Origin of the sequence: Bacillus sp. ISL-39 (assembly GCF_018613295.1) — a bacterium.
Classification (GTDB): Bacteria; Bacillota; Bacilli; order Bacillales; family Cytobacillaceae; genus Mesobacillus.
This window is the reverse complement of the sequence record NZ_JAGGQM010000014.1, coordinates 55,485-77,842: the sequence shown is the minus strand read 5'-3', so window position 1 is coordinate 77,842 and position 22,358 is coordinate 55,485. Positions and strand designations below refer to the sequence as shown.

General features: G+C 42.5%; 22 protein-coding genes and 1 riboswitch. Of the genes, 3 read left to right on the top strand and 19 right to left on the bottom strand.

Annotation, left to right across the window (positions count from 1 at the left end):
* Window positions 1–33 precede the first annotated feature (33 nt).
* A riboswitch (FMN riboswitch) is annotated at window positions 34–166 on the bottom strand.
* A gap of 297 nt (window positions 167–463) precedes the next feature.
* The gene (serA, locus tag J7E37_RS12775) at window positions 464–2,038 is read left to right on the top strand and encodes a phosphoglycerate dehydrogenase (protein ID WP_215024255.1); all 1,575 of its coding nucleotides are present in this window, start codon (window positions 464–466) and stop codon (window positions 2,036–2,038) included.
* A gap of 299 nt (window positions 2,039–2,337) precedes the next feature.
* On the opposite strand, the gene J7E37_RS12770 is transcribed toward serA, so the two are convergent.
* The 17 genes from J7E37_RS12770 to J7E37_RS12690 form a co-directional block, all read right to left on the bottom strand.
* On the bottom strand, window positions 2,338–3,150 hold the full coding sequence (locus tag J7E37_RS12770; RefSeq protein ID WP_214778584.1) for a histidinol-phosphatase: 813 nt from the start codon (window positions 3,148–3,150) through the stop codon (window positions 2,338–2,340).
* Between the two features lie 68 nt (window positions 3,151–3,218).
* Window positions 3,219–4,181, bottom strand: coding sequence for a M23 family metallopeptidase (locus J7E37_RS12765; protein WP_215024253.1), 963 nt, complete (start codon window positions 4,179–4,181; stop codon window positions 3,219–3,221).
* 214 nt (window positions 4,182–4,395) lie between these two features.
* The gene (locus J7E37_RS12760) at window positions 4,396–5,640 is read right to left on the bottom strand and encodes a hypothetical protein (RefSeq protein WP_215024251.1); all 1,245 of its coding nucleotides are present in this window, start codon (window positions 5,638–5,640) and stop codon (window positions 4,396–4,398) included.
* Window positions 5,615–6,166, bottom strand: a complete 552-nt coding sequence (sigX, locus tag J7E37_RS12755; protein ID WP_214778576.1) for an RNA polymerase sigma factor SigX — start codon at window positions 6,164–6,166, stop codon at window positions 5,615–5,617. The genes J7E37_RS12760 and sigX overlap by 26 nt, the downstream gene beginning before the upstream one ends.
* A 516-nt stretch (window positions 6,167–6,682) precedes the next feature.
* On the bottom strand, window positions 6,683–8,470 hold the full coding sequence (locus tag J7E37_RS12750) for an ATP-binding protein (RefSeq protein WP_214778573.1): 1,788 nt from the start codon (window positions 8,468–8,470) through the stop codon (window positions 6,683–6,685).
* Entirely contained in the window at window positions 8,467–9,183 is a 717-nt protein-coding gene (locus tag J7E37_RS12745; protein ID WP_041965633.1) for a response regulator transcription factor, read from the bottom strand. The genes J7E37_RS12750 and J7E37_RS12745 overlap by 4 nt, the downstream gene beginning before the upstream one ends.
* Window positions 9,184–9,295: 112 nt before the next feature.
* Window positions 9,296–10,483, bottom strand: a complete 1,188-nt coding sequence (ccsB, locus tag J7E37_RS12740; protein WP_214778571.1) for a c-type cytochrome biogenesis protein CcsB — start codon at window positions 10,481–10,483, stop codon at window positions 9,296–9,298.
* Between the two features lie 12 nt (window positions 10,484–10,495).
* Entirely contained in the window at window positions 10,496–12,121 is a 1,626-nt protein-coding gene (gene resB / locus J7E37_RS12735) for a cytochrome c biogenesis protein ResB (RefSeq protein WP_214778569.1), read from the bottom strand.
* Between the two features lie 28 nt (window positions 12,122–12,149).
* Window positions 12,150–12,671: a thiol-disulfide oxidoreductase ResA gene (gene resA / locus J7E37_RS12730; RefSeq protein WP_214778567.1), complete on the bottom strand. Its 522-nt coding sequence runs from the start codon at window positions 12,669–12,671 to the stop codon at window positions 12,150–12,152.
* A 65-nt stretch (window positions 12,672–12,736) separates the two neighbouring features.
* Window positions 12,737–13,462 (bottom strand): 23S rRNA pseudouridine(2605) synthase RluB, encoded by a 726-nt coding sequence (gene rluB / locus J7E37_RS12725; RefSeq protein WP_214778565.1) that lies wholly within the window; start codon window positions 13,460–13,462, stop codon window positions 12,737–12,739.
* A gap of 360 nt (window positions 13,463–13,822) precedes the next feature.
* Window positions 13,823–14,356, bottom strand: coding sequence for a spore maturation protein (locus J7E37_RS12720; RefSeq protein ID WP_214778564.1), 534 nt, complete (start codon window positions 14,354–14,356; stop codon window positions 13,823–13,825).
* Window positions 14,357–14,362: 6 nt separating this feature from the next.
* Window positions 14,363–14,950 carry a nucleoside recognition domain-containing protein gene (locus J7E37_RS12715; protein ID WP_214778563.1) on the bottom strand — a complete coding sequence of 196 codons (588 nt, stop codon included), beginning with the start codon at window positions 14,948–14,950 and terminating at the stop codon, window positions 14,363–14,365.
* The gene (locus J7E37_RS12710; protein WP_215024248.1) at window positions 14,943–16,079 is read right to left on the bottom strand and encodes a D-alanyl-D-alanine carboxypeptidase family protein; all 1,137 of its coding nucleotides are present in this window, start codon (window positions 16,077–16,079) and stop codon (window positions 14,943–14,945) included. Before J7E37_RS12710 ends, J7E37_RS12715 begins: the two co-directional genes overlap by 8 nt.
* Before the next feature lie 181 nt (window positions 16,080–16,260).
* Window positions 16,261–16,749 carry a YpuI family protein gene (locus J7E37_RS12705; protein ID WP_214778561.1) on the bottom strand — a complete coding sequence of 163 codons (489 nt, stop codon included), beginning with the start codon at window positions 16,747–16,749 and terminating at the stop codon, window positions 16,261–16,263.
* Window positions 16,750–16,904: 155 nt separating this feature from the next.
* Window positions 16,905–17,324, bottom strand: a complete 420-nt coding sequence (locus tag J7E37_RS12700) for a hypothetical protein (protein WP_214778560.1) — start codon at window positions 17,322–17,324, stop codon at window positions 16,905–16,907.
* Window positions 17,325–17,476: 152 nt separating this feature from the next.
* Window positions 17,477–18,070, bottom strand: coding sequence for an SMC-Scp complex subunit ScpB (gene scpB, locus J7E37_RS12695; protein WP_215024246.1), 594 nt, complete (start codon window positions 18,068–18,070; stop codon window positions 17,477–17,479).
* 4 nt (window positions 18,071–18,074) lie between these two features.
* On the bottom strand, window positions 18,075–18,818 hold the full coding sequence (locus J7E37_RS12690) for a segregation/condensation protein A (RefSeq protein ID WP_214778558.1): 744 nt from the start codon (window positions 18,816–18,818) through the stop codon (window positions 18,075–18,077).
* Window positions 18,819–19,170: 352 nt separating this feature from the next.
* On the opposite strand from J7E37_RS12690, the gene J7E37_RS12685 reads away from it, so the two are divergent.
* Together J7E37_RS12685 and J7E37_RS12680 are read left to right on the top strand one after the other, a co-directional pair.
* A complete protein-coding gene (locus J7E37_RS12685; RefSeq protein WP_079509612.1) occupies window positions 19,171–19,266 on the top strand; it encodes a YjcZ family sporulation protein in 96 nt (31 codons plus the stop codon).
* A 127-nt stretch (window positions 19,267–19,393) separates the two neighbouring features.
* On the top strand, window positions 19,394–19,981 hold the full coding sequence (locus tag J7E37_RS12680; RefSeq protein ID WP_214778557.1) for a DUF309 domain-containing protein: 588 nt from the start codon (window positions 19,394–19,396) through the stop codon (window positions 19,979–19,981).
* 231 nt (window positions 19,982–20,212) lie between these two features.
* Here J7E37_RS12680 and J7E37_RS12675 read toward each other — a convergent pair whose 3' ends face one another.
* Together J7E37_RS12675 and lysA are read right to left on the bottom strand one after the other, a co-directional pair.
* On the bottom strand, window positions 20,213–20,590 hold the full coding sequence (locus J7E37_RS12675; protein WP_214778556.1) for a GNAT family N-acetyltransferase: 378 nt from the start codon (window positions 20,588–20,590) through the stop codon (window positions 20,213–20,215).
* Window positions 20,591–21,023: 433 nt separating this feature from the next.
* On the bottom strand, window positions 21,024–22,343 hold the full coding sequence (gene lysA / locus J7E37_RS12670; protein WP_215024244.1) for a diaminopimelate decarboxylase: 1,320 nt from the start codon (window positions 22,341–22,343) through the stop codon (window positions 21,024–21,026).
* Window positions 22,344–22,358 lie beyond the last annotated feature (15 nt).

Genomic DNA, 22,358 nt, shown 5'->3' with positions numbered 1-22,358 from the left:
TCGAAACCTGCATTTTTCGAACGTCTGCAGAACCTCCATCTTCTCCCATCCAGACTATACTGTCGGCTTTGGAATCGCACCAAATCCTGCCCTTACAGGCTCGCGGGCTTAGAGAATTCATCTCATTACCGCCGGTCGGGAATTACACCCTGCCCCGAAGATAGACCATATTTAATTTAACAAGTTTATTATACTGAAAAAAAGATAGTTTGTGAAGGTGTATGCTTGTGACGATTTTTTGACGTAAACGAGCAAAATATTTTGAGTTTCAGAACGGATATTGATTGAGAATTACTTTTCTGCTAAATTCGGAATAACAGAATATATTTAGAGTAAACCAATTGATTTTGACAGCGCTTGCATGGAATACATGAACAATTCGAGAGTTTGACAAAAGAATATTCGTTTTGTAAAATAATCAGAAAATTACTACTTTATTCTTAATAAAAGGAGTGGGCAAAGGATGTTTCAGGTTCTAGCGGCAGATTCAATAAAGGAAGAAGGCTTACAGCCATTATTAGAACACGAAGGAATCCAGGTACATATCGGGGGTGTGGACTCAGGGTTAATCGATTTACAAAAGGTTGACGCCCTATTAGTCAGGAGCGCAACGAAAGTTACTCAAGAACTGCTCGATCGAATGCCAGCACTAAAAATAGTTGGCCGGGCAGGTGTCGGTGTAGATAATATTGATATCACAGAGGCGACAAAGAGAGGAATAATCGTCGTGAACGCTCCTGATGGGAATACCATTTCTACTGCGGAACATACCTTTGCGATGATGTCCGCATTAATGCGGAACATTCCACAGGCACACTCCACTGTAAAAAATGGAGAATGGAAGAGAAATAAGTTTATCGGAAATGAACTTTATGGAAAAATCTTAGGAATCATTGGTCTGGGGAGAATCGGTTCTGAACTCGCAAAAAGAGCCAGGGCTTTCGGGATGTCTGTAAAGGTATATGACCCATTCCTGACGAAGGAGAGGGCAGACGTTTTAGGTGTTCAATTGTCCTCCTTTGACGAGGTCCTCGCAGAAACCGATATAATTTCGGTCCACACACCTCTGACGAAAGAAACGAAAGGACTTCTCAATGAAAAGACATTGAGTCAAACTAAAAAAGGAGTCTATCTGCTCAACTGTGCGAGAGGGGGAATAATCGATGAGATGGCTCTCGCTCATTATATTGAGAACGGTCATGTTGCGGGCGCTGCACTGGATGTATTTGAAGTGGAACCCCCAGAGGGTCACCCTTTGTTAAGGCTTGATTCAGTTATTGCAACCCCACACCTTGGAGCCTCTACAAAAGAAGCGCAGCTAAATGTTGCTACCCAGGTCGCAAGTGAAATCAGGACTTATTTTGAGAATAAACCTGTGGCCAACTCGATCAATCTTCCGGCAATGTCTAAAGACATCTATGAAAAAATCCAACCCTATCACCAGCTTGCGAAGGAAATGGGGAAGATTGTCTCAGAATGCCACAACAAAGGAATCAGCGAGCTGACAGCTACCTATTCAGGCACTGCAGCGGATCTCGAGACATCTTTTTTAACAAAGGCGCTGCTTGCCGGATTTTTCGAAAACCGCATTGAAGTGAAAGTAAACGAAGTAAATGCAATCCACATTGCAAAAGAGCGCGGAATCATGGTTGGGGAAAAAGTGACAGGAAACTCCTTTGGCTACGCAAATACCATAACAGTAACAGCAAGCGGAGACGGAGAAACTTTTACAGCGAGAGGAACCTACATTGACCATTACGGGCCAAGGATTGTCAACCTGGACGGTTTTAACATTGATTTCCACCCTGCAGGGAACCTCTTGTATATCCAGCACATGGACCGTCCCGGTGTAATCGGGCATGTAGGAAAGATCCTGGGTGACCATGGCGTGAACATTGCGACAATGCAGGTCGGCAGAAAAGAGGCCGGCGGCGAAGCCATCATGGTCCTCTCATTTGACAAACCCCTTTCAAATGAGATGATCGGCAAGCTTGAGTCGCTGCAGGACATTGTCACGATCAATAGTATATTGCTCTAAGTCTAAGGACAGCAAACAGGCCTCCAATCAACGAGGCCTGTGTTTTTTTTGAATAGGCTCTTTTCTCAAACTTTGTTGCTATTGACTTCAAAAAAGGATTGTAATGACCTATTTTATTTGCAAAATTGACTCTTTTGGAAGAAAAGAGCATGCAAACTTAATACCGACCAGCAAAATGGCCTTATATTACGTTAAAATCGGCTTTAGGATTTTAACAACAATCTTTACGAAAACAACGTTTGAATAAGAACGTGTTTATTCTGAATATGTTCAGCTCCAGCACTTGTCCGTTCCCTATCTTATCCCAACGGCAATGATTTTCTTTCACCTTTGGAGAATGTCATGATTTCTCCATAGCCAACCTCTCGAGCAAGTTCAAGTGCCTGGCCAAAATCAGCACCGACATGCTCAGGTACATGGGCATCGGATGACAAAACAATTGGTATATTCTTATCAAAGCACATCTGCAATAGCCTTTTGTCTGGATACAATGTCTGAGTAGGCTTCCTCAATCCTGCAGTGCTTATTTCCACACAGGTCTTGGATTGTGCAAGCGCTGATGTCGCACGATCATACTGCTCCAAAAGGAAGCCTTCATCTTCAGGGACATATTTAAAAATCTTCACAAGATCAATGTGTCCGATTATATCGAAAAGATTTGACTGCGCCAGTGTTACCACCTGGTCAAAATAACTTTTATAAACTTCATAAACATCTCTTCTGTCCCATTCTTTACGATATTCGGCAAGGTCAATTCCGAAATCGCCAATCCAATGGATCGATCCTATCACATAATCAAATTCATAGCTGTTGATGAACTGTTCCATTTCCTTATGCTTGCCAGGAGTGTAATCCATCTCGATTGACATTTTTACGTCAATTTCATTTCCCCAGGCTTCCTTAAAAAGATTTACATAATCAGCCATATCATAGTATCTGCGTTCATCCACCCAGCTGTTGCGCAGGATATCTGCAGTCTGGTAGAAGTGATATGCATGCTCGGAAATCCCGAAATGCTGGATTCCCCTTTTATTGGCCATATCAGTAAACTGCTTCAAATAGTCCAGCGTCAATGTACCTCTTTCCAGATGGTTGTGGTAATCCGTCAGCATAGTACCCATCCCCTTTGTGACCGTTTTACCTATTATACTTTCATATAACAGCGGGGTACAAGGACTGATTATCGGGTAATTAATATTTGATGCGGTTGAATCGTATCAGATGTCAGATTGTTCAAGGCTTTTAACTTTTCAACGGATGTGTTTGTCTTTCTTGCGATAGAGATTAGTGTATCCCCTGAGGAAACCACATAATTCTCTTTAGCTGAGCTCTCGATTATTAAAACGTCTCCTGGAGAAATCTGGTTGCTGCTCATATTATTTTCTTTCTTGATTTTTTCTACAGAAGTGACATATTGTCTGGCGATTGACCAAAGGGTCTCCCCTCTTTTGACGGTATGCTTTGCCATAGATTGAGACTCAGCAGCAGTTGATTTTTCTGAAATTCCGTTTCCATTGTCAATATGGAAGCTCTCGCCTTGGTTACCAATATCGATATCATCCATCAACCGAAGCTTGGCAATTGTCTCTACCGTCACTTCATTTCCTTTTTTCTCCATAGCTAAAATAGGCTGCCCTACAGCTGCTTCTCCTAAAGCCAATGCAGGATCTACAGCATTTTCCTTTTCGTATGTCCAGTTATCCTTATGGATTTCAAAATGGAGATGAACTCCAGAGGAATCCCCTGTGTTCCCCATCAGACCGATTACATCGCCTTGCTTAACAACCTGCCCCTCTTTCACACTCCTTTTATTCAAATGAGCGTATACAGTTTCCAGGTTGTTCTCATGCTTAATGAACACTACATGTCCGTATGAGCCAGAATAATATGATTTTGTTACTACCCCTTTATCAACGCTATGTATTGGTGTTTTGAATTCACCAGCAATGTCAATTCCCTTATGATGGCCATGACGCGTTCCATATAAATCTGTTACGACTCCATCGGCAGGCCAAACCCAATCTGAAGTCAATTCTGTTATATCGAGCATTTCTGCCTGAGAGTGCTTTCCGCCAAGAAATAACAAGCTGATACAGAGTGCCATTAGCCCGGCAATGAGTAAACGCTTAATGTAATCCTGCATTTTCTTCCTCCTTAACTTTTTGCTCCCTTTTCATCCCTATGACAGCCTGTACAAAAATAGAACTGTATTGTGGAAAAGCAGCAGCTAAAAAAGCACATTTGTTATAATTGGTGGTAAACTGCTTTTTTATGCAAAAGAAGGAAAAATTGTTTTGTTCAGAGATTGAGGGATCCGCTTCCATCGACAAAAAAAGAAAGACCTGATGGCCTTTCTTTTAGTTAATATTCTTCTTGTTTGGAGCCAGTGGCAGAGCGAGGACTTCGTTCAGGTTGAATGGTCCAAGCTGGTCGATGTTCGCATTTGTGAACCTGACACCAGAATAATCAAACTCACTCGCTGTCATTAAGATTGCCTCAAGATTCGGCAGGAAACTTTCGTCCAAAGTTGTATCCTCATCAAGGGTAATCTCTAACACTTTATCTTCATTTTGATCCGTTTGGGCCAGCTTGAAACTATCCGGAAGTGAAGGTGAAAGGTAGCCATTATCATCACCTTTTATCATCTGCGCAAATGCATCACCAATTGTTTTATGCTGTTCTTTTGTAGGTACAAGGTATGGGTTAGGCATGCCTTCCACTGACAAGAACAAGTATGCTCTTCTATTTGAAGTTCCCGTGTTGATTGGCAGCTCCTTCCTGGGGCCATAGTTGCCCAGGTCAATCCCAGGTTCGCTCTCTGTAGTCAGAACCATTTTATCGATCCCTGCTTGCGAGAAATTCTGCGTCATGGAATCAACAAAAATAATGTTTGCAGCACTTCCATATTGATACGGGTGATCTTGTTTAACATCCATTGCCAATGTCTTAGTCGCTTCATCGTAGTTCCAGGTTGCGTCCATTGGATAGTACTCGGTTAAACCCCATTCCTCTTCCTTTAACATCGGCATTGTTTCCGTATAGCTGTCAATCCAGCTTTTCCCTTCTTGCTTGGGAATTGCAACCGTAACGGGGACAACAGTCATAACCTGCTGGTCTGGAATGGCATAGGTAAGGATTTCCGTAGTCTCTGTGTCTACTTCTTCTGGATATAAAGAAATCAGGCCGCCATAAGGATTCGCTATATCCATTGCTTTGATTTCTGTACTCTTTTCTTCAGCCTCACCATCAGCTGCATCCATCATGACAGTGCTCTCCTCCCGGCTCGCACTTTCATTCGCCGTATCTTCCCTGGAGGCGGTATTCATCTCCATTGATGGCTTGGCTCCATCAACAGAACTGCTATCCATGCTTTTTTGTTCAGAATAATTGCTTCCCAGCAAGCCCGGAGAAAGGATAAAGGCGAGGAAGAGCACAGCGGCAAGAGCTGCGCCAGGAATAACCCAGGCTGGCATTTTCTTTCTTTTTTCAACACGATGGGCGATATTCTGATAAATGTCACGAGAGTCGCGATGATCTTTTACCTTAGGCATTTGGCCGAGGATTTCTTCTAGCTGCTTATCGCTTAGCTGTGACTTTTTCACTAGTCATCCCTTCCTTTTCAATCATTTCTTCCATCAGCTTTTTCAATGTCTTTAAAGCACGGTGCTGAGTCGTCTTTACCTTACTTTCCGTCCATGATAAAGCTTCTGCTGTTTCGCTTATCGTTAATTCATGTATATAGCGCATGATTATGACCATTCGCTGGTCAACCGTGCATTGGTCAAGGCACTTGTACATCATATGGACTTCTTCACTTTGAAGTGCCATTTCTTCAGGAAGGGGCTGATCGTCCCTTACCTGGCGTGCAGACATATCAAAGGATTCAAGCAATCGCTGCTTCCAGCCCTTCTGTTTGCGGAAATGATCAATCGCGACATTTTTGGCAATCGAAAACAGCCATGTCTTTTCACTGCTCTTTCCCTCAAACCGGTCATACGCCTTTAAAACGCGTATGTAGACTTCCTGTACAAGGTCTTCAGCCAGCTCCCTGCTTTTTACCATATAAAATAAAAATTGAAAAACGTCATGATGATATTTTTGATACAATTCATCAAAAACGGAGTTCATAGCTCTATTCGCCTCCGTATTCATTAGATTAGTCGTTAAGTATTAATAAAAGTTTCATATTAACTATATTATTTTTAGAATGGAAATGGAAGGAATTTTCGAGGACAAATTATTTGTTCCAAGCTACAGGCAGAGTGTAAATAGGTCGAATTAATCTGGGCATGTTTTAGTATTCGAGTGTTTTCTATCCATAACAGCCTTGAGGACGGACACTTTTCTTCGATACTTCATACTTTCTGTCCATCATCACCCCGATGACGGACACTTTTCTTCGATACTTCAGCATTTCTGTCCATCATCACCCCGATGACGGACACTTTTCTTCGATACTTCATACTTTCTGTCCATCATCACCCCGATGACGGACACTTTTCTTCGATACTTCAGCATTTCTGTCCGTCATGAGTCTCAGGAGTAAACAACTAAAAAAGAGGCGGTCCAAATCTGAATAGATTTTGGTCCAGCCTCTTTCCTTTTACGTTAATTGTTCCTTGTGAATCAAGAATAGTCGGCAAGTTATTCAATATTTCGAGGGATGAAAAAGGAAAATGTCGTACCTTGTCCGAGTTTGCTTTTTACCGAGATATTCCCGCGATGTGCGTCGATAATATTCTTGGCGATGGCTAGTCCAAGACCGGTGCCGGATACGCCGCGAGTTCTGGATTTATCGCCTTTATAGAATCTCTCGAACAAGAATGGCAAGTCTTCCTCAGGAATGCCAGGCCCCTGGTCGCTCACCTCAAAATATAAGCCGCGTTCATCGGTTTTACCGCTGATTACAACAGATGCAGAATCCGGGACATGCCTGATTGCATTATCAATCAGATTGGTAAGGACCTGTTCGATGCGGTCTGGATCAAATCGAAAATCAATTTCTTCTGAATCGAAGTGGACAGATAACTCGATCCCCTTCTCCTTCGCCAGGCCATGGAATTTACGGATTATCCGATTGACATACGGACTTATCTCGACGGTTTCAACGTTAAGAAGAATATGACCTGCTTCCATGCGGGCTAAATCGAGCAATTCATTAACAAGTCGGCCCATTCTTAGGGATTCATCGTAAATGACTTTGGCCATTTCCTTCTTTTCTTCATCTGTTTGGGCGATGTCATCGACGATTGCTTCGCTATATCCTTGCATCATCGAAATCGGCGTCCTTAATTCGTGTGAAACATTGGCGATGAAGTCTTCTCTCATTTTGTCGAGCTTTCGTTCCTCTGTCATATCGCGGACAACAGCAACAGCTCCCCTGATGAACCTCTTATTATAAAGCGGGCTGACGATGATTACCCATGTTCTCCCCTGGGCCGTAATCTCCCCAACCTGCTCTTTCTCCGTATTGACTGCAAGCTGGAATAACTCCATGACTTCAGATGGCACGGCATCTGTATTCTCGGAAGCCAGACCCTGCTCATAATACCAGTATCTCAGGAAGATTTCGGCAGGCGGATTGGTGATCAAGATTGTGCCATCACGATTGAAAGTGATCACACCATCTGCCATGCTGCTGAGTATGCTTGTCAGCTGTTCTTTTTCCTGACTCAATGCGTTCATATTGAATTTCAGCTGTCTGCCCATCTGGTTGAAGGCAGTCGCTAATTCCCCTATTTCATCATGGGTGAGGATCGGTACTTTTGTATCAAACTTCCCTCTGGCAACTTCAAAGGCTGCCTCCCTCATTTTTCGCAATGGAGCAGTAATCCTTGTGGACAGGAAAAAAGCAAAAATTGTCGTCAAGACTATTGCAACACCGGCAGCCAGCAAGATGAACTTAGTGGTCAGCCTGGTCGTCTCTTCCATCACCTCTAGTGACTGATAAATAAAGACTGCTCCATTTTCATTCTCAAACTGGTGCAGCGGAACACCGATCATTAAGTATTGGGTGTCATCAACATCGTTTGAAATACCTGGCATGGAGGTAATGATATCTACAGTTTTGTCATTCTTAAAAACCGCAGAGAGATCCTGGTCATTCATAAAAAATGAAATGGGTACATGTGTCATGTCTTCTCCACCAGGTGAGTAAAAATAAGTATTCTGATCTTTAATGACAGTTACCCTGGAGTCATCATCGACCATTTCCCATGCAATTTCAAGACCTAATTGTTCTTCCTGGCCAGGATGATCTTCCAGCACCCTTGATATTTTTTCTGCAGTATTGGTCATTCCTCTCCTGGTTTCATTAATGTGATAATTTTCAAAGAATTCCATCAGCATAACTGTCAGGATGAACAATACAAATGAAACCAGCAAAAGGATGGTAATCCAAAGCTTACCTACTACACTGCGCCAAAACATCATTCATTGACTACCTCGAACTTGTAGCCAACACCCCAGACTGTAACGATCATCTTTGCAGCCTGTTCAGATACTTTATTCAGCTTTTCGCGCAATCTTTTAACATGAGTATCTACCGTACGCAAATCGCCGAAAAATTCATAATGCCAAACTTCCTTCAATAATTGCTCGCGATCAAAAACCTTATCAGGAGCTTTCGCAAGGAAGTAGAGCAATTCATATTCCTTAGGCGTCAGGCTGACTTCTTTGCCATCAGCCAAAACCCTATGGGCATCATTATCAATGGTTAAATGAGGGAAAACAATCACGTCTTTGGCAGTCGTCTCAGTCTGCAGGTAACTTGTGCTCGATGAGCGACGGAGCATAGCTTTAACGCGCAGCACAACTTCACGAGGGCTGAACGGTTTAACGATGTAATCATCAGTCCCTACCTCGAAGCCTTGTACTCTGTTCACTTCCTCACCTTTCGCGGTAAGCATGATCACAGGTGTTGACTTCTTTTCACGAAGGTCACGGCAAACCTCGATTCCGTCTTTTCCAGGCATCATCAAATCTAGAAGGATTACGTCATAATCGTTGGCAAGCGATTTTGCCAGTGCTTCATTTCCATCTTCTGCTTCATCAATTATATAGTTCTCTCTTTCAAGATACATCTTCAGTAATCGTCTAATTCTTTCTTCATCATCCACTACTAAAATCTTCACGTCTTTTTCCATAAGGTATATCCCTCCCTGCGATTATTTTACATAAACATGCGTCTAGTTGCCACGATTTTTTAAAAAAGGCCTTCACTTAAGTCAGTGAAGGCCGTCATAAAATTGACACAAATTAGGAACCTGCATAAGAATGCAGACCTGCAATTACAAGGTTAACTGCTACCAGGTTGAACATGATAATGATAAAGCCAATGACCGCAAGCCATGCGGATTTTTCTCCATGCCACCCTTTTGAAAGGCGCAGATGCAGGAAAGCCGCATAGAAAAGCCAGGTTATCAATGCCCATACTTCCTTTGGATCCCAGCCCCAGAAGCGAGTCCAGGCAATCTGAGCCCAGATCATCGCAAAAATCAGTCCGCCAAGCGTGAAGACCGGGAAGCCGATCAATACAGAACGATAGCCGATCTCATCAACGAGGTCCATATTGATGCTCTTCGTCCAAGGCTGCAATGCCGCAGCAATTCGCTTCCGCAGGATGAGTCTTAGCAATACATATAATACTATACCCGCTGCGAGCGACCAAATAACAGTATTCAATTTCTTAGCACTGATGATTGCAGGCGTCTCGAATAATGGTTCAAAACGGTCTTTATCAGTCAGCTCATATTGATGCGGTCCTACTAAAGCAGGAATAGTATATTCCTCAGTGGCAGGCTGTCCATCCTTGTTGATATAGTTAAAATTCGCTGTATAATCTGTTGCTGCGAAGAAACTTGAAACAAACACGAAGCCAAGCGTACTGATCAAACCAAACAGGACAACCTCCAGCCATAATGTGCTTTTGCTTTTCTTCGTCTGGTCAACGCTTCTAACTAGATAAATCAGCCCTGCAGCAAAACTTACCGCTAGGATGGCCTGTCCAATCGCTGTTGTCGTAACGTGAATATGGAGCCAATAGCTTTGAAGCGCCGGAATCAATGGTGTAACTTCCCTTGGGAACATGCTTCCAAAGGCGATGATCAAAGCGGCTACAGGCAAGGTGAACAGTCCCAGCAATGGAGTTTTATACATGAAATAAATGATGATAAATGCTCCTACCAATGACATGCCGAAGAATGTCGTAAATTCGAAAAGGTTGCTGACCGGTGCGTGACCGGAAGCAATCCATCTTAAAATAAAAAATGTCATTTGCGAAAGGAAACCCGCAATTGTTACAATGACTCCAATATTCGCCCATTTATTTGGGGCATTTTTTTTATCAGCATGCCTTTTATCCTTAATAGCTCCCCCGAAAAACAAGATACCGACTAGATAGAGGATAAATGCCGCAAACAGAAAGTTAGAACTCAACTCAACCATTATTTTCCCTCCTTACTCCTTCTTTTCTTCTGCCACCTGGTCCTCAGGAGCATCTATTCCGGTCTCGGAAAAGACTTCTTCTAGCTCTCTTTTTAAACCATGCCAGTTTTTATTTGTATGTGCCGCAGTCCATACCTGGTTATTTACTCTTCTTAACCATACACGTCGATGGTTCCAATACGCCCCCTGGATCACACCAATCATGAATATTAATCCACCAAGACCAATGATCCAAAGTGTAAGGTCTTTTCTGACTGTCAGAGCAGTTACGTTCTTCGTTTCAATTCCTGCGAATGTCATCTTGTAGTCATTTTCACCCAAAGGCTCGAGATTCTGCCTGATGGCTACGAAACTGACTTCACCTTCAGGCTTTTCAGGACTGAACATTTTGAAGATGAACGCAGGATTATTCGGGATGCGTGACTTTGTCGCAGGTTCCCCATCTTCATTGAACTCAAAATCCGGGAAATAGCTCATCACTTCGACTTTGTACCCATTTCCTAGATCGTATTTCATTTCAGGGTCATATAAGTCTACCACCACATCACCAAATTGTTCCTCTGTTTCTTTATTCTCAAGTTTAAAGGCCATCTTGCTCATTTCATCAAGCTTATAGTCTACCTGGTACAAGGCAAAGCCATCAATTTTCAGAGGTTTGTTTACCTGGATTGCCTGGTCACGTATTTTCTCAAGCTCAGGCTTTTCACCCGGGACAATATCTCCCTGTCTCTGATATAAAGTAGCATCAGTCTGATAGTTTTTAACCACCGTCCCAGCCTTGTTGATTGCATCCTGGAAGACTTCCTCATCTTTATCTTTATCATATACTTCAAAGATAAATTGTTTGTTCTCGAGATAATAGCGGCCTTCTGTGCCAGGAATCGCTTTTGTTTCGCCTTCCCTTAGCCACAAGATTTCGTCAACATACATTCCAGGTACAAACCTGAGCATGCCGCCGATTAAAAAAATGATCAGGCCAAGGTGGTTTACATATGGGCCCCATCGTGAAAAGCGGTTTTTTTCGGCGAGGATATCACCATTTTCCTCACGAAGTTTATAGCGTTTTTTCGTCAGGTTTTCTTTAATCTTTCCTACTGCTTCATCTGATAATTCAGCATCTGACATAGCGAACATTCTCTGGCGCTTCAAAAAGCTTTCATGCCTTGAAACCCTTTGGTTTTTCAATGACCTGTATAAGGGAACCACCCTGTCAAGGCTTGCGATAACAAGTGATACACCTAACGCTGCGATCAAAAGCAGATACCACCAGGAACTGTAGAGGTTATGGAAACCAAGATCATAGTAAAGCTTTCCCATCCACCCGTATTGCTCTTCATAATATTCCCATGCAGGCATTACAGGCGGTATATACATTTCCTGTGGAAAAATCGTTCCTAGAGAGGATGCGATCAAGAGGATGACGATCAGCCATACCCCAACCTTAACTGAAGAAAAGAAATTCCAGATTTTATCGATGAATGTCTTGTTATAGGTTTGTGACCGGCGTGCGCTTCCCTCATAGCGCATATCAACGAGCTGCTTTTCTTTCTCTTTATCCTCCAGCACTCTTCCGCAAGATTCACAAAGGATCGTTCCCTGCGGATTTACATGGCCGCACTCGCATTTTACTTCGTTCATAGTAAAAACTCCCTGTTCCCCTTACTTTTTAAGGTTTAATCTGTTCCATGAATTCACGGACTGTTTCTTCAGATAATTCCCCAGTATGGCTTTTTACGACATTTCCTTCTTTATCAATCAAGAAGGTTATTGGCAACGGGTTGATCCCATATGCTGCCTGGACTGGTCCCTCGTCGATCAGAACCGGAAAAGTCATGCCTTTGCGTTCAATAAATCTATTAACGGCAAGTTCTGATTCGCCGGAGTCAACTGCAAGAACCTGGACCCCCTTGTCCTTGAATTGCTGGTACTGATTTTCGATATAAGGCATTTCTCTCTCGCATGGCTTGCACCATGTTGCCCAAAAATTAAGGAAAACTCCTTGCCCTTTATACTCAGAAAGTCTGTGTTTATTGCCTTCCATATCAACAAGGACAAAATCAGGAGCAGGTTTTCCAATCACAATCTTCTGGTTTTTATCCTTATTCATGTTAGCGTACAAAGTATAGCCAACAGCCAGGGCCATAACCGCGAGAATAATTGTTCTAGTGATTAGGCGTTTCTGTTTCATTCCCTAAACCTCCCACCGTATTTCTCCCTCATTATAACATTCTAACTACACTCATGTTAGTAACTCTAAGACTTTTTCATAGCCAGGACACGGAGCTGCTTCACCTCATGATGTGTAAGCTCCCTGATTTCCCCAGTCCTTAAGCCATTCAGCGTCAAAAATCCATACTTTTCCCTTTTTAGCTTTAATACCGGGTGCCCGATTGCGTCGAACATCCTTCTGACCTGCCGATTACGGCCCTCGTGGATGGTTATTTCAACAATGGCGGTATCTTTCTTTTTATCAACACTCAGCAATTTTGTCCTCGCCGGCGCAGTTTTCCCATCCTCCAGCATGACACCTCTGGCCAGGCTTGTCAGCTTTTCCTTTGAAGGGATTCCTTTAACCTTCGCAACATACACCTTATCAATTTCATTGCTTGGGTGCATGAGCAGATTTGCGAATTCCCCATCATTCGTCAACAATAGCAGTCCTGATGTATCATAATCCAGCCGCCCTACAGGATAGATGCGCTGTTCGATTGTCTGGAAAAAATCCGTAACCACTTTACGCCCCTTATCATCCTGTACACTCGAAATTACACCGCGGGGTTTATAAAACAGGAAATATACCGGTTCTTCTCCCTCGATCTGGACTCCATCCACTTCGACTTTGTCAGATGAAGTCACCTTCCGGCCAAGTTCCTTGACAACACTGCCATTTACCCTGACTCTTCCTTCGAGGATCATTTCCTCAGCTTTTCTTCTCGATGCTATTCCTGCATGAGCAATCACTTTTTGCAGTCTTTCCATTAAGGTCACTCCTAGTTAATATCAATTACCTATCGTTAATATTAATATCTAATCCATCCTAATGAATTATGACATAACTCTCGCTGATTTCAAAGTAAGCAATGGTGTAAAAAGCGAAAAATAAATTGGGAATGTTAATTGTTTTTTAACAAATGTTTGTTCTGTAAACCTGTTGCAATATTATTTTATACCAATATTAGTTCAGTTTGTGATAGCTTCGTCAGTAGATTTTTACGAGTATTTTCAAAAAGTGTGTGATTTAATATGACTGTTTCCGTACCTGTCGCTTAGGATTTTACTTCGTTCAGCTAAACACTAGGACCCAAAAAAATAAGAAGATACCCGTTAAAGGTATCTTCTCTATTTCGAGAACATGAACGTGACTACGATAATAGCTGTTATGATGGCTACTGCGTCTGCAAGGAGACCGACTTTGAGTGCATCTCCCATTTTTTTAATCCCGACAGCTCCGAAATAAACGGTGAGGACATAGAACGTAGTGTCCGTACTTCCCTGAAGGGTGGCTGCAAGAGTACCGATAAAAGAGTCAGGACCATGGACACCAATCAGGTCACTGGTAATTCCGAGTGCCGCTGTACCTGAGATCGGCCTGATCAGTGCGAGCGGAACTATTTCTGCCGGTATCCCCGCCATCTCAAGTCCAGGCCGGATCCAATTCACCATGACATCAAGTGCCCCTGACGCCCTGAAAACCGCAATGGCGACCATCATCCCCACCAGGAAAGGCATGATGGATACAGCCATTTTGATCCCTTCCTTGCCGCCTTCTACAAAACTTTCATATGTGGGAACTTTTTTATAGGTGCCGTAAATCAATATAAAAGCGATCAGAACAGGGATGAACCATAGTGATATCGCAGATACAATTTCCATTTTGATTTACCCCTTCTTGCTTCTTCTATAGTAAAAGAAACGGTCTATTAATATTGCTGCAAAAGCAGAGACAGCAGTTGCCACAAGAGTCGGCCCAACTATATCTGTCGGGTTGGCGGAATCATAATTCATCCTGATCGCGATAACAGTGGTTGGAATGAGTGTGATGCTTGCTGTGTTGATCGCAAGGAAAGTGATCATTGACCTGCTTGCTTCGTTTTTCCCTTCATTCAACTCCTTTAGTTCTTCCATTGCCTTGATTCCCAGAGGTGTAGCGGCATTCCCAAGCCCAAACATATTCGCAATCATATTGGACAGTATGTAGCCCATCGCCGGGTGGCTGGCCGGGACTTCGGGAAACAGCTTTGAAATCAAAGGCTTAAATAAAGATGAAAGCTTAGATAAAAGTCCAGAATCCTCCGCTATTCTCATCATGCCGAGCCAAAAAACTAGGATGCTGATCAATCCGATACTAAGAGTGATTGCTTCCTTTGCACCCGTAAAAACAGCCTCGTTCACCTCAGCCATTGTGCCATTCACCATTGCAAAGCCAAGGCCAATTAAAATCATTACCACCCAGATATAGTTAACCATGATCCTGGACCCCTGCTATTGAGGTAAAGATATTTTTAAAAAGGTCCAAGAAGGAGCTTTTCTCTTTTTCCTTCACTTGGTAATAAACAGGCAAACTTGCAATCTGATTATCATCTATATAGACATTTGCCCGGCCTGCGATAGGAGATCGAGTTTCCTCTCCGTCTGGTGCCGCCTTTTTCAATCTATATTCTACTTTGACTAAGTCTTCTTCTTTTGAAGTTAGCGGGTATACAAATGAATGGTTCAGATAAACTTTATTTTTATAATCCGCATCCTTTATCCCTTTCACTTTACCCTTAGAAAGGATTTCTACAATGTCGTAATTTGAAAATGCTGTTTCAAACATCTGGATGTGGTCATTCCAATCGTCAGGTGCATTGAGTGTGACTGCGATTAACTCAAAATCACCCTTTTGGGCTGTTGAGACCAAAGTTCTTTTCGCCCGTTTTGTATAACCGGTCTTCCCACCGGTGCAATACTTATATTTCTCTGTCAGGAGGCGATTCTTATTTTTCCAAACCCTGTCCCATGTTTCTGTTAGATTAGGAGCTCTGTGAATCTTTGTACCGGAAATCTCCTTGTAAACCTCGTTTTCCATTGCATAGCGAGTTAAAAGAGCCATGTCATATGCTGTGGAAACATGATCTTCATGATCATCCAATCCGTGGGGGTTAGCGAAGTGCGTATTTTCCATGCCGATTTGCTGCGCCTTCTCATTCATCAAATAGACAAATCCATCCAGGCTGCCACCAACATGTTCGGCGATTGCGACGGCTGCATCATTACCCGATCTAAGCATCAAACCATACACCAGATCCTCCAGCCTGATTTTTTCTCCCGGCTTCAAGTAAATAGATGATCCCTCGGTACGGACTGCCTTCTCAGTCACTTTCACCTTCTCATCCAGTCTGCCAGATTCTATCGCAAGGATAGCCGTCATGATTTTCGTAATACTGGCAATCCTGCTAACTCTGTGTGCCTCCTTCTCGTATAAAACCCTGCCAGATTCCTGTTCTATCAAAATAGCGCTTCGGGCACTTACCGACACAGAAGCCTGCGCTGTTTGAGGAATGCTGTAGATCAACAGAGTGACAATTAACAATAATTTCATCCATATCCTTTTCATTGACAGACCCTCGTCTCCTTTGGCAGTTTGTACAAGTTTATGCAGGACAAGAAGTGTTATGACATAAATCGGAGGACGAGCACAGCGGTGAGTTGAAAATTTTTCTGAATGGAGCAGACCAGACAACCATTTTCTAAATAAAAAAGGGAACAGCCAGTTAATAGCTGTTCCCGGGTATTCATTATCTTGATTGAAGCATTTTTGTCCGATAATCTGTTTCGTAATATTCAAGCTCTTCACGGATTCTCTGAAAACCACTTTCAAGGCTGACCATCAGTCCGTTTAATTCAGCCGTCACTTGCTGCCTGAACTTGATTGCATTTTTTCCAGTATAAGCGGCTCTGCTGTCCTCATACCATGCATCGCTTTTAGGAGAGAAGAACTCTTCAATGCACTGATAGTAGATTCGATAGAGCGTCTTCTCAGCTGCCGGCTTTGAAAAAACTTCCGCCTGCAGAATCACCCTGCACGCATCCAGACCTTCATCACAGTATACAGCCAGCTTTCGAAGGCTTGAAAGTATCGTTTTATAGTATTCTTCGTCTGATGGCTGCCCTTGTTTTAGTTTTTCAAGGGTTGTTTCATTCAGGTAATTCTCCAGCTTCACAACAGTATCGGCCAGAAATCCCCTTACTTCCTCGATTTGTGTTTTTACGATTGTATTTCCCAAATTGACACCCCCACTGGATTTTAACCATTTCACCTTCGACGTCGCTTTTTTCCGACGGACTCTCATGATTGATTCGGAATTGGGTCTCTTTAAAGTGAACTCCCGCAGCCAAGAATCTTGAGAGCCGGAGAGTAAAGACAACAAAGTTTACGAAACTATACCGGCTGGATAATATAATCCAAGGGAGAGCGCACTTCAAAGCTGCCTTTTTGCTCGATGCCTTCGTATATCCCAGGAATCTTACTGTAATCCAGTCCTTTGAAAATATCCGCGAACTCTCTCTGTTCATTTATATATACCCTTTTACGATGGCGATATCCCGGATTTTTCAATAAAGCAGCTAGTGCCACCAGATCCCTCATATATACTTCCTTGCTTCCGGCGTTGAAGATTGGATCCTGTTGAAAAGGAGTGACACTTCCAGCCAACTCATCAAAATACCTTACATAAAGGACATGCAGGGTTTTCTCCTTGCCATCTTCCACAAATGTCACTTCGCTTCGGTTGAAAAAATCCTCCGAGGTGTTTGATTTTTCTTTTTCAAGTTCATAACCAATACATTGCTTTATAAGCATGGTATTCCTCCCGTTGGACATTCATTCTTAAAAAACCTTATGTAGAAAGAAATGCTTTGCAGAAGAAGGCAGAAGCCTGGCATTCGTCTATTTAGCATTTCCAGAATAATTATTTTGATTTTATCATAAATTCTAAACTTTGTGCACAAAAGCTATTGATCTGCTTCCATTGTTTCCTGGAATTTCTCAAAGAATAAATCCGCGTCATCCTGCAATTCATCATCCTCAATATGATCAGGAAGAGGAGGCAGTTCACTTATATTTTTCAACCCGAAATAATCGAGAAATTCTTTTGTTGTTCCATATAAAATTGCCCGTCCCGTGCCTTCTGCTCTTCCAACTTCTTTAATCAAAGCCCTTGAAGACAGCGTATGAAGAGGTCTTTCCGTTTTTACCCCGCGGATTTCCTCGATTTCAGCCCTAGTAATTGGCTGCTTGTAAGCTACAATCGCCAAAGTTTCTAGTGCTGCTTGTGACAAGTGCGCGGTTCCAGGAGATTCCACAAGCTTTCTTAAGTAATCAGCATGTTCTTTTTTCGTGGCCAGCTGGTATACTCCAGCCAGCTGGACGATTGTTATTCCGCGATTTTCGTCATCTTCATAATCCTGCTGAAGTTCGGTAACAATTTCATTGGCCTGGAGTTCATCTACTTCAAGCACAGCTGTAATTTGCTTCAGGCTCAATCCTTCATCACCTGCCGCAAACAGGAGGCTCTCCAATATTCCTTTCCACTTCACTATTCCCACGCCCTTACTCCTTTCTGGCTGTCATATATATTTCTGCAAAATTCTGCTCTTGTTCTACATCGATTTCTTTCCGTTTGATCAACTCAAGAATTGCCAGGAAAGTAACGACAATATGCTCACGGTCAGATTCGGGGAATAAGTCGTAAAATCTTTTCCGATTGCCGCTTTCTTTCAGGAAGCTCAGGACCTCGTCCATCCTTTTTTCAATAGAAATTTCCTGGCGGGCGATTTTGGTTGAAATGGGTCTTTGCAGCTTCTTCCTTCTTAAAAGCTTTTGAAATGCACCAAGCATGTCATACAAAGAAATATTCAAGTCGGTGTTTTCACCCTTAATTTCATGGGCATATTCCGTTAGGTCACTTGGAGGTTTGGTGTACATAAGTCCCCGTTCCTCCTCAAGGGATTTCAAATCACTTGCTGCCTCTTTGAATTTTTTATATTCAATCAATCTCTCCACGAGTTCATTTCGCGGATCCCCGTCATCATCAAATTCAAAATCATCTTCCAGTTCTTCCTCATGCTTAGGGAGAAGCATCTTGCTTTTAATTGCTAACAGCGTCGCTGCCATCACGAGGTATTCACTTGCGACATCAAGCTGCAATTCCTTCATCGCATGGATGTACATTAAATATTGTTCAGTTATTTCCGCTACTGGTATATCGTAAATATCAATCTCCAAACGATTGATCAAGTGCAGAAGTAAATCCAAAGGACCCTCAAAGGCCTCGATTTTCACATTATATTGCATCATTTCCCACCAAAATTCCTATATTGAACTGCATCATTATATAAGTATAGTAGATAAACTTCATGTTATCCATTACTAATTTACATCGTTAAAACTGAAGTCTTTGTTAAAGTTTTTTTTCGCATTGATTGTTGCTGTTCGTACCTGTACTAGTAACCCGCATTAATAAATGTATCGGGGCTCTTTTCGAGGAGAATTCTGAATAATGATTGCATTTATAAGGTTAAGATAGCAACAAAGTTTACGAAAAGAGCTTTGTTAAAAATAGCCGAACCGCCCAAACCTTTCCCCCTGTTGCTGCATATGCTGAAAATGAATACTAGGCTATTTCACTATTAGGAGGTTATGTTAAATGTCTGATGGAAAAGGTTATGGATACGGAGCAGGCTTTGCTTTAATTGTCGTGCTTTTCATTTTGCTCATCATCGTTGGTGCTGCCTGGTTATAAGCCAATACCAAAGACGAAGATGCCCGGCACCAGCCGGGCATTTTTATATTTGGCTGATTGCACCCGCTTCTTTTATCATTTAATTGAATATATGCTAAGCTAGTAGTACTTGATAGGGGGTAATTTCATGACAAAATATCCAATATCGTATATACAATATCTCGCACATTTCCACGGAGACAGAGATTATTTTGAGTGTCACGAAATTCTGGAAGAGTATTGGAAAGCGACAGATGCCGGCAATAAAAAATCCATCTGGGTTGCATTGATCCTGTTGGCAGTATCAAATTACCACCATCGCCGTAAAAATTTTTCTGGTGCAACAAGGACTTTAATTAAAGCAATGGAGATCTTTGCAGATGACAAGGAAGCGACTACCCGTTTGGGGATCGATCCTGAACTTTTGTCAGGCACACTGCGTAAAAGAAAGGAAGACTTGCTAAACAGACTTCCATACACAAGCTTTAACCTGCCTGTATGTGATTCCGAGCTTAAAAAGCTTTGCCACGAAGAGTGCAGGCAAAATGGTTTTACATGGGGAGCAAGCAGCGATCTGCAAAATCCTGATTTAATCCATCGACACTCAACACGTGACCGAACTGATGTGATTTCAGACCGGCAGATGGCTCTCGAGGAAAGGAAAGATCAAAAAGCGCAAGTGCCTCGTTCAGCCCCGACAAGCGCTGGAGGGCCTGACAGTGAAGTCGCTCCTTGACTTCATTGGCAGGACCGAAATCGAAAAGTATAGCCGACTGCCCAGAAACATAGAAACTGGAGACTCCGACAAGCGCTGGAGGGCCTGACAGTGAAGTCGTTCTTTGACTTCATTGACAGGACCGAAGCGTCTCGAGGGGCTAGGCGCTGGAGCTGGATTAAGACAATCACATGTAATATCCACACCAGAATCCATTTATAATTTCAACACAAAAAATAAAAGGCAGCTGGATTAACATCCACTGCCTTCTACACTATTGTCTTCCTCGATGCATTTTTCAAAAAAGGATGCTGTTTCAGCATTCGCAGCTGCTGTCCATTCAGGAAACATCTCCTGCAGAGAATTGACCATACGCCTTCCAATTCCCTGATGGCGGTGTGATGGATTCACTGAGATGTGAAGAAGCTGCATCAATTTATCTTCAGTGAAGTTAACACCCAACAGTCCGATGATATCTTCACCTTCCTTCCATAAAAACAGCTGCCAGGAATCATCCGCTTCATAATTCCTCATCGTCTGCTGAAGTTTTTTCAGATCCTTTTCATTTGGCATGAAAGATAATAATCCCATTGCTATCTTTTCAAATGCCTTTTTATATCGAATTAACATAAATATCCCTCATTGTGGTTTGACAATAATAATGGAATGAAAACAACAAGACTATTTTTCCCCTATCCCATTTAATTTAAACCTTAGTTTACCTTTAAATGGAATCGACGAAATTACATGTAAAAACACTATTTTGATACTATATGTTTTTCCTCAACTTATGGTTCTTTTTTTTATTGAATTGATCATATCATACTTAAACTATAACGATACTTCAAATCTTTGTCAGAACCTATTGTCCTGGTACGATAAAAAACCAGTAATAAGCTCCCCAGCCAACAGACATCAAAAGCAATAATGCGAATAATAGCCAGTTGTTCTTTTTCAAACGGAATCCCTCCCAATCTGTAATTTTACAACAAGACCGGGTTTTTAGCCAACGAAGTGAGATTTTCACTTCATATCTTGTAAAAAAAGCTGCGGGAGAGCAGCTTTAATTTTTCACCTTTTCTTTGAAAGGGAGATCTAATTTTACCATATCTTCAAATGTTTCACGGCGAACGACGAGGGTATCCTTTGAATCTTCAAGGAAAACCACCGCCGGTCTTGGAAGGCGATTATAATTATTCGCCATTGAATACCCATAGGCACCTGTGCAAAAAACAGCCAGAAGGTCTTGGTCTCCAGCCTTTGGCAGTGGGAGGTCCCAAATCAGCATATCGCCAGATTCACAGCATTTCCCGGCAATCGATACGGTCTCTTCAGGTTTGTCCATGACTCTGTTTGCAAGCACTGCTTCATATTTAGCCTGGTACAAGGCTGGGCGAATATTATCGCTCATTCCTCCATCGACAGCTACGTACTGACGAATATTCGGTACATCCTTTCTCGAACCAACGCGGTAAAGGGTAGTACCGGCATCCCCGACAAGAGAACGACCTGGCTCAATCCAGATTTCCGGCATATTCATCGAATAGCGAGAAGCTTGCTTTTTCACTTCCGCAATGATTTCCTCAACATATTGTGCTGCCGGTATTGGGTCATCTTCGTCTGTATAGCGAATTCCAAATCCACCGCCAAGATTGAGGACTGTAGAGTCGAAAGACAGATCCTTTTTCCACTGATGAAGTTTCTCAAAAATTTTCTGTGCAGCGAGGATGAATCCTGTCGTTTCGAAAATCTGTGAACCAATGTGGCAATGCAGTCCGAGAACCTCGAGGTTTTTGTTATCGAGGCAAAGTTTCATAGCCGCATCAGCCTGTCCATTCTGTAAATCAAATCCAAATTTCGAATCTTCCTGGCCTGTTAAAATATAGTCATGTGTATGTGCTTCAATGCCAGGTGTCACTCGTAATAATACCTTGATTACCGCATTCTTTTCTTTGCAAATATCCTTTAGCATGTCCAGTTCATAAAAGTTATCGATAACGATACAGCCAATATTGTGTTCTATGGCCATGATCAGCTCATCCCGGCTTTTGTTGTTGCCATGGAAATGAATTTTTTCTGTCGGGAAGCCAGCCGCAAGTGCCGTATAAAGCTCTCCGCCAGAAACGACGTCTAGCGAAAGGTTTTCCTCAGCGGCCAATTGCACCATTGCCACTGTTGAGAAAGCTTTACTCGCATACGCTACCTGAGCAGTTATACCCGCATTCTCGAATGTTTTTTTAAACGCTCTTGCCCGTTCCCTGATCAAGGCCACGTCATAAACATACAGCGGGGTTCCATACTTTTCAGCCAATTGGATTGTATCAACACCGCCAATTTCCAAGTGCCCCAGTCGATTAACCTTTGCAGTTCCATGAAATTCCATGTTGTCCCCTCATCC

Excerpts from the sequence above, each read along its gene's own strand:
- J7E37_RS12700 (WP_214778560.1), bottom strand. The coding sequence starts at position 17,324 with ATGCTTATAAAGCAATGTATTGGTTATGAACTTGAAAAAGAAAAATCA.
- J7E37_RS12750 (WP_214778573.1), bottom strand. The coding sequence starts at position 8,470 with ATGATGTTTTGGCGCAGTGTAGTAGGTAAGCTTTGGATTACCATCCTT.
- lysA (WP_215024244.1), bottom strand. The coding sequence starts at position 22,343 with ATGGAATTTCATGGAACTGCAAAGGTTAATCGACTGGGGCACTTGGAA.
- J7E37_RS12720 (WP_214778564.1), bottom strand. The coding sequence starts at position 14,356 with ATGGAAATTGTATCTGCGATATCACTATGGTTCATCCCTGTTCTGATC.
- J7E37_RS12715 (WP_214778563.1), bottom strand. The coding sequence starts at position 14,950 with ATGGTTAACTATATCTGGGTGGTAATGATTTTAATTGGCCTTGGCTTT.
- ccsB (WP_214778571.1), bottom strand. The coding sequence starts at position 10,483 with ATGGTTGAGTTGAGTTCTAACTTTCTGTTTGCGGCATTTATCCTCTAT.
- J7E37_RS12690 (WP_214778558.1), bottom strand. The coding sequence starts at position 18,818 with ATGCAATATAATGTGAAAATCGAGGCCTTTGAGGGTCCTTTGGATTTA.
- J7E37_RS12745 (WP_041965633.1), bottom strand. The coding sequence starts at position 9,183 with ATGGAAAAAGACGTGAAGATTTTAGTAGTGGATGATGAAGAAAGAATT.
- sigX (WP_214778576.1), bottom strand. The coding sequence starts at position 6,166 with ATGAACTCCGTTTTTGATGAATTGTATCAAAAATATCATCATGACGTT.
- J7E37_RS12680 (WP_214778557.1), top strand. The coding sequence starts at position 19,394 with ATGACAAAATATCCAATATCGTATATACAATATCTCGCACATTTCCAC.
- J7E37_RS12765 (WP_215024253.1), bottom strand. The coding sequence starts at position 4,181 with ATGCAGGATTACATTAAGCGTTTACTCATTGCCGGGCTAATGGCACTC.
- serA (WP_215024255.1), top strand. The coding sequence starts at position 464 with ATGTTTCAGGTTCTAGCGGCAGATTCAATAAAGGAAGAAGGCTTACAG.
- rluB (WP_214778565.1), bottom strand. The coding sequence starts at position 13,462 with ATGGAAAGACTGCAAAAAGTGATTGCTCATGCAGGAATAGCATCGAGA.
- J7E37_RS12685 (WP_079509612.1), top strand. The coding sequence starts at position 19,171 with ATGTCTGATGGAAAAGGTTATGGATACGGAGCAGGCTTTGCTTTAATT.
- resA (WP_214778567.1), bottom strand. The coding sequence starts at position 12,671 with ATGAAACAGAAACGCCTAATCACTAGAACAATTATTCTCGCGGTTATG.
- resB (WP_214778569.1), bottom strand. The coding sequence starts at position 12,121 with ATGAACGAAGTAAAATGCGAGTGCGGCCATGTAAATCCGCAGGGAACG.
- J7E37_RS12770 (WP_214778584.1), bottom strand. The coding sequence starts at position 3,150 with ATGCTGACGGATTACCACAACCATCTGGAAAGAGGTACATTGACGCTG.
- J7E37_RS12710 (WP_215024248.1), bottom strand. The coding sequence starts at position 16,079 with ATGAAAAGGATATGGATGAAATTATTGTTAATTGTCACTCTGTTGATC.
- J7E37_RS12675 (WP_214778556.1), bottom strand. The coding sequence starts at position 20,590 with ATGTTAATTCGATATAAAAAGGCATTTGAAAAGATAGCAATGGGATTA.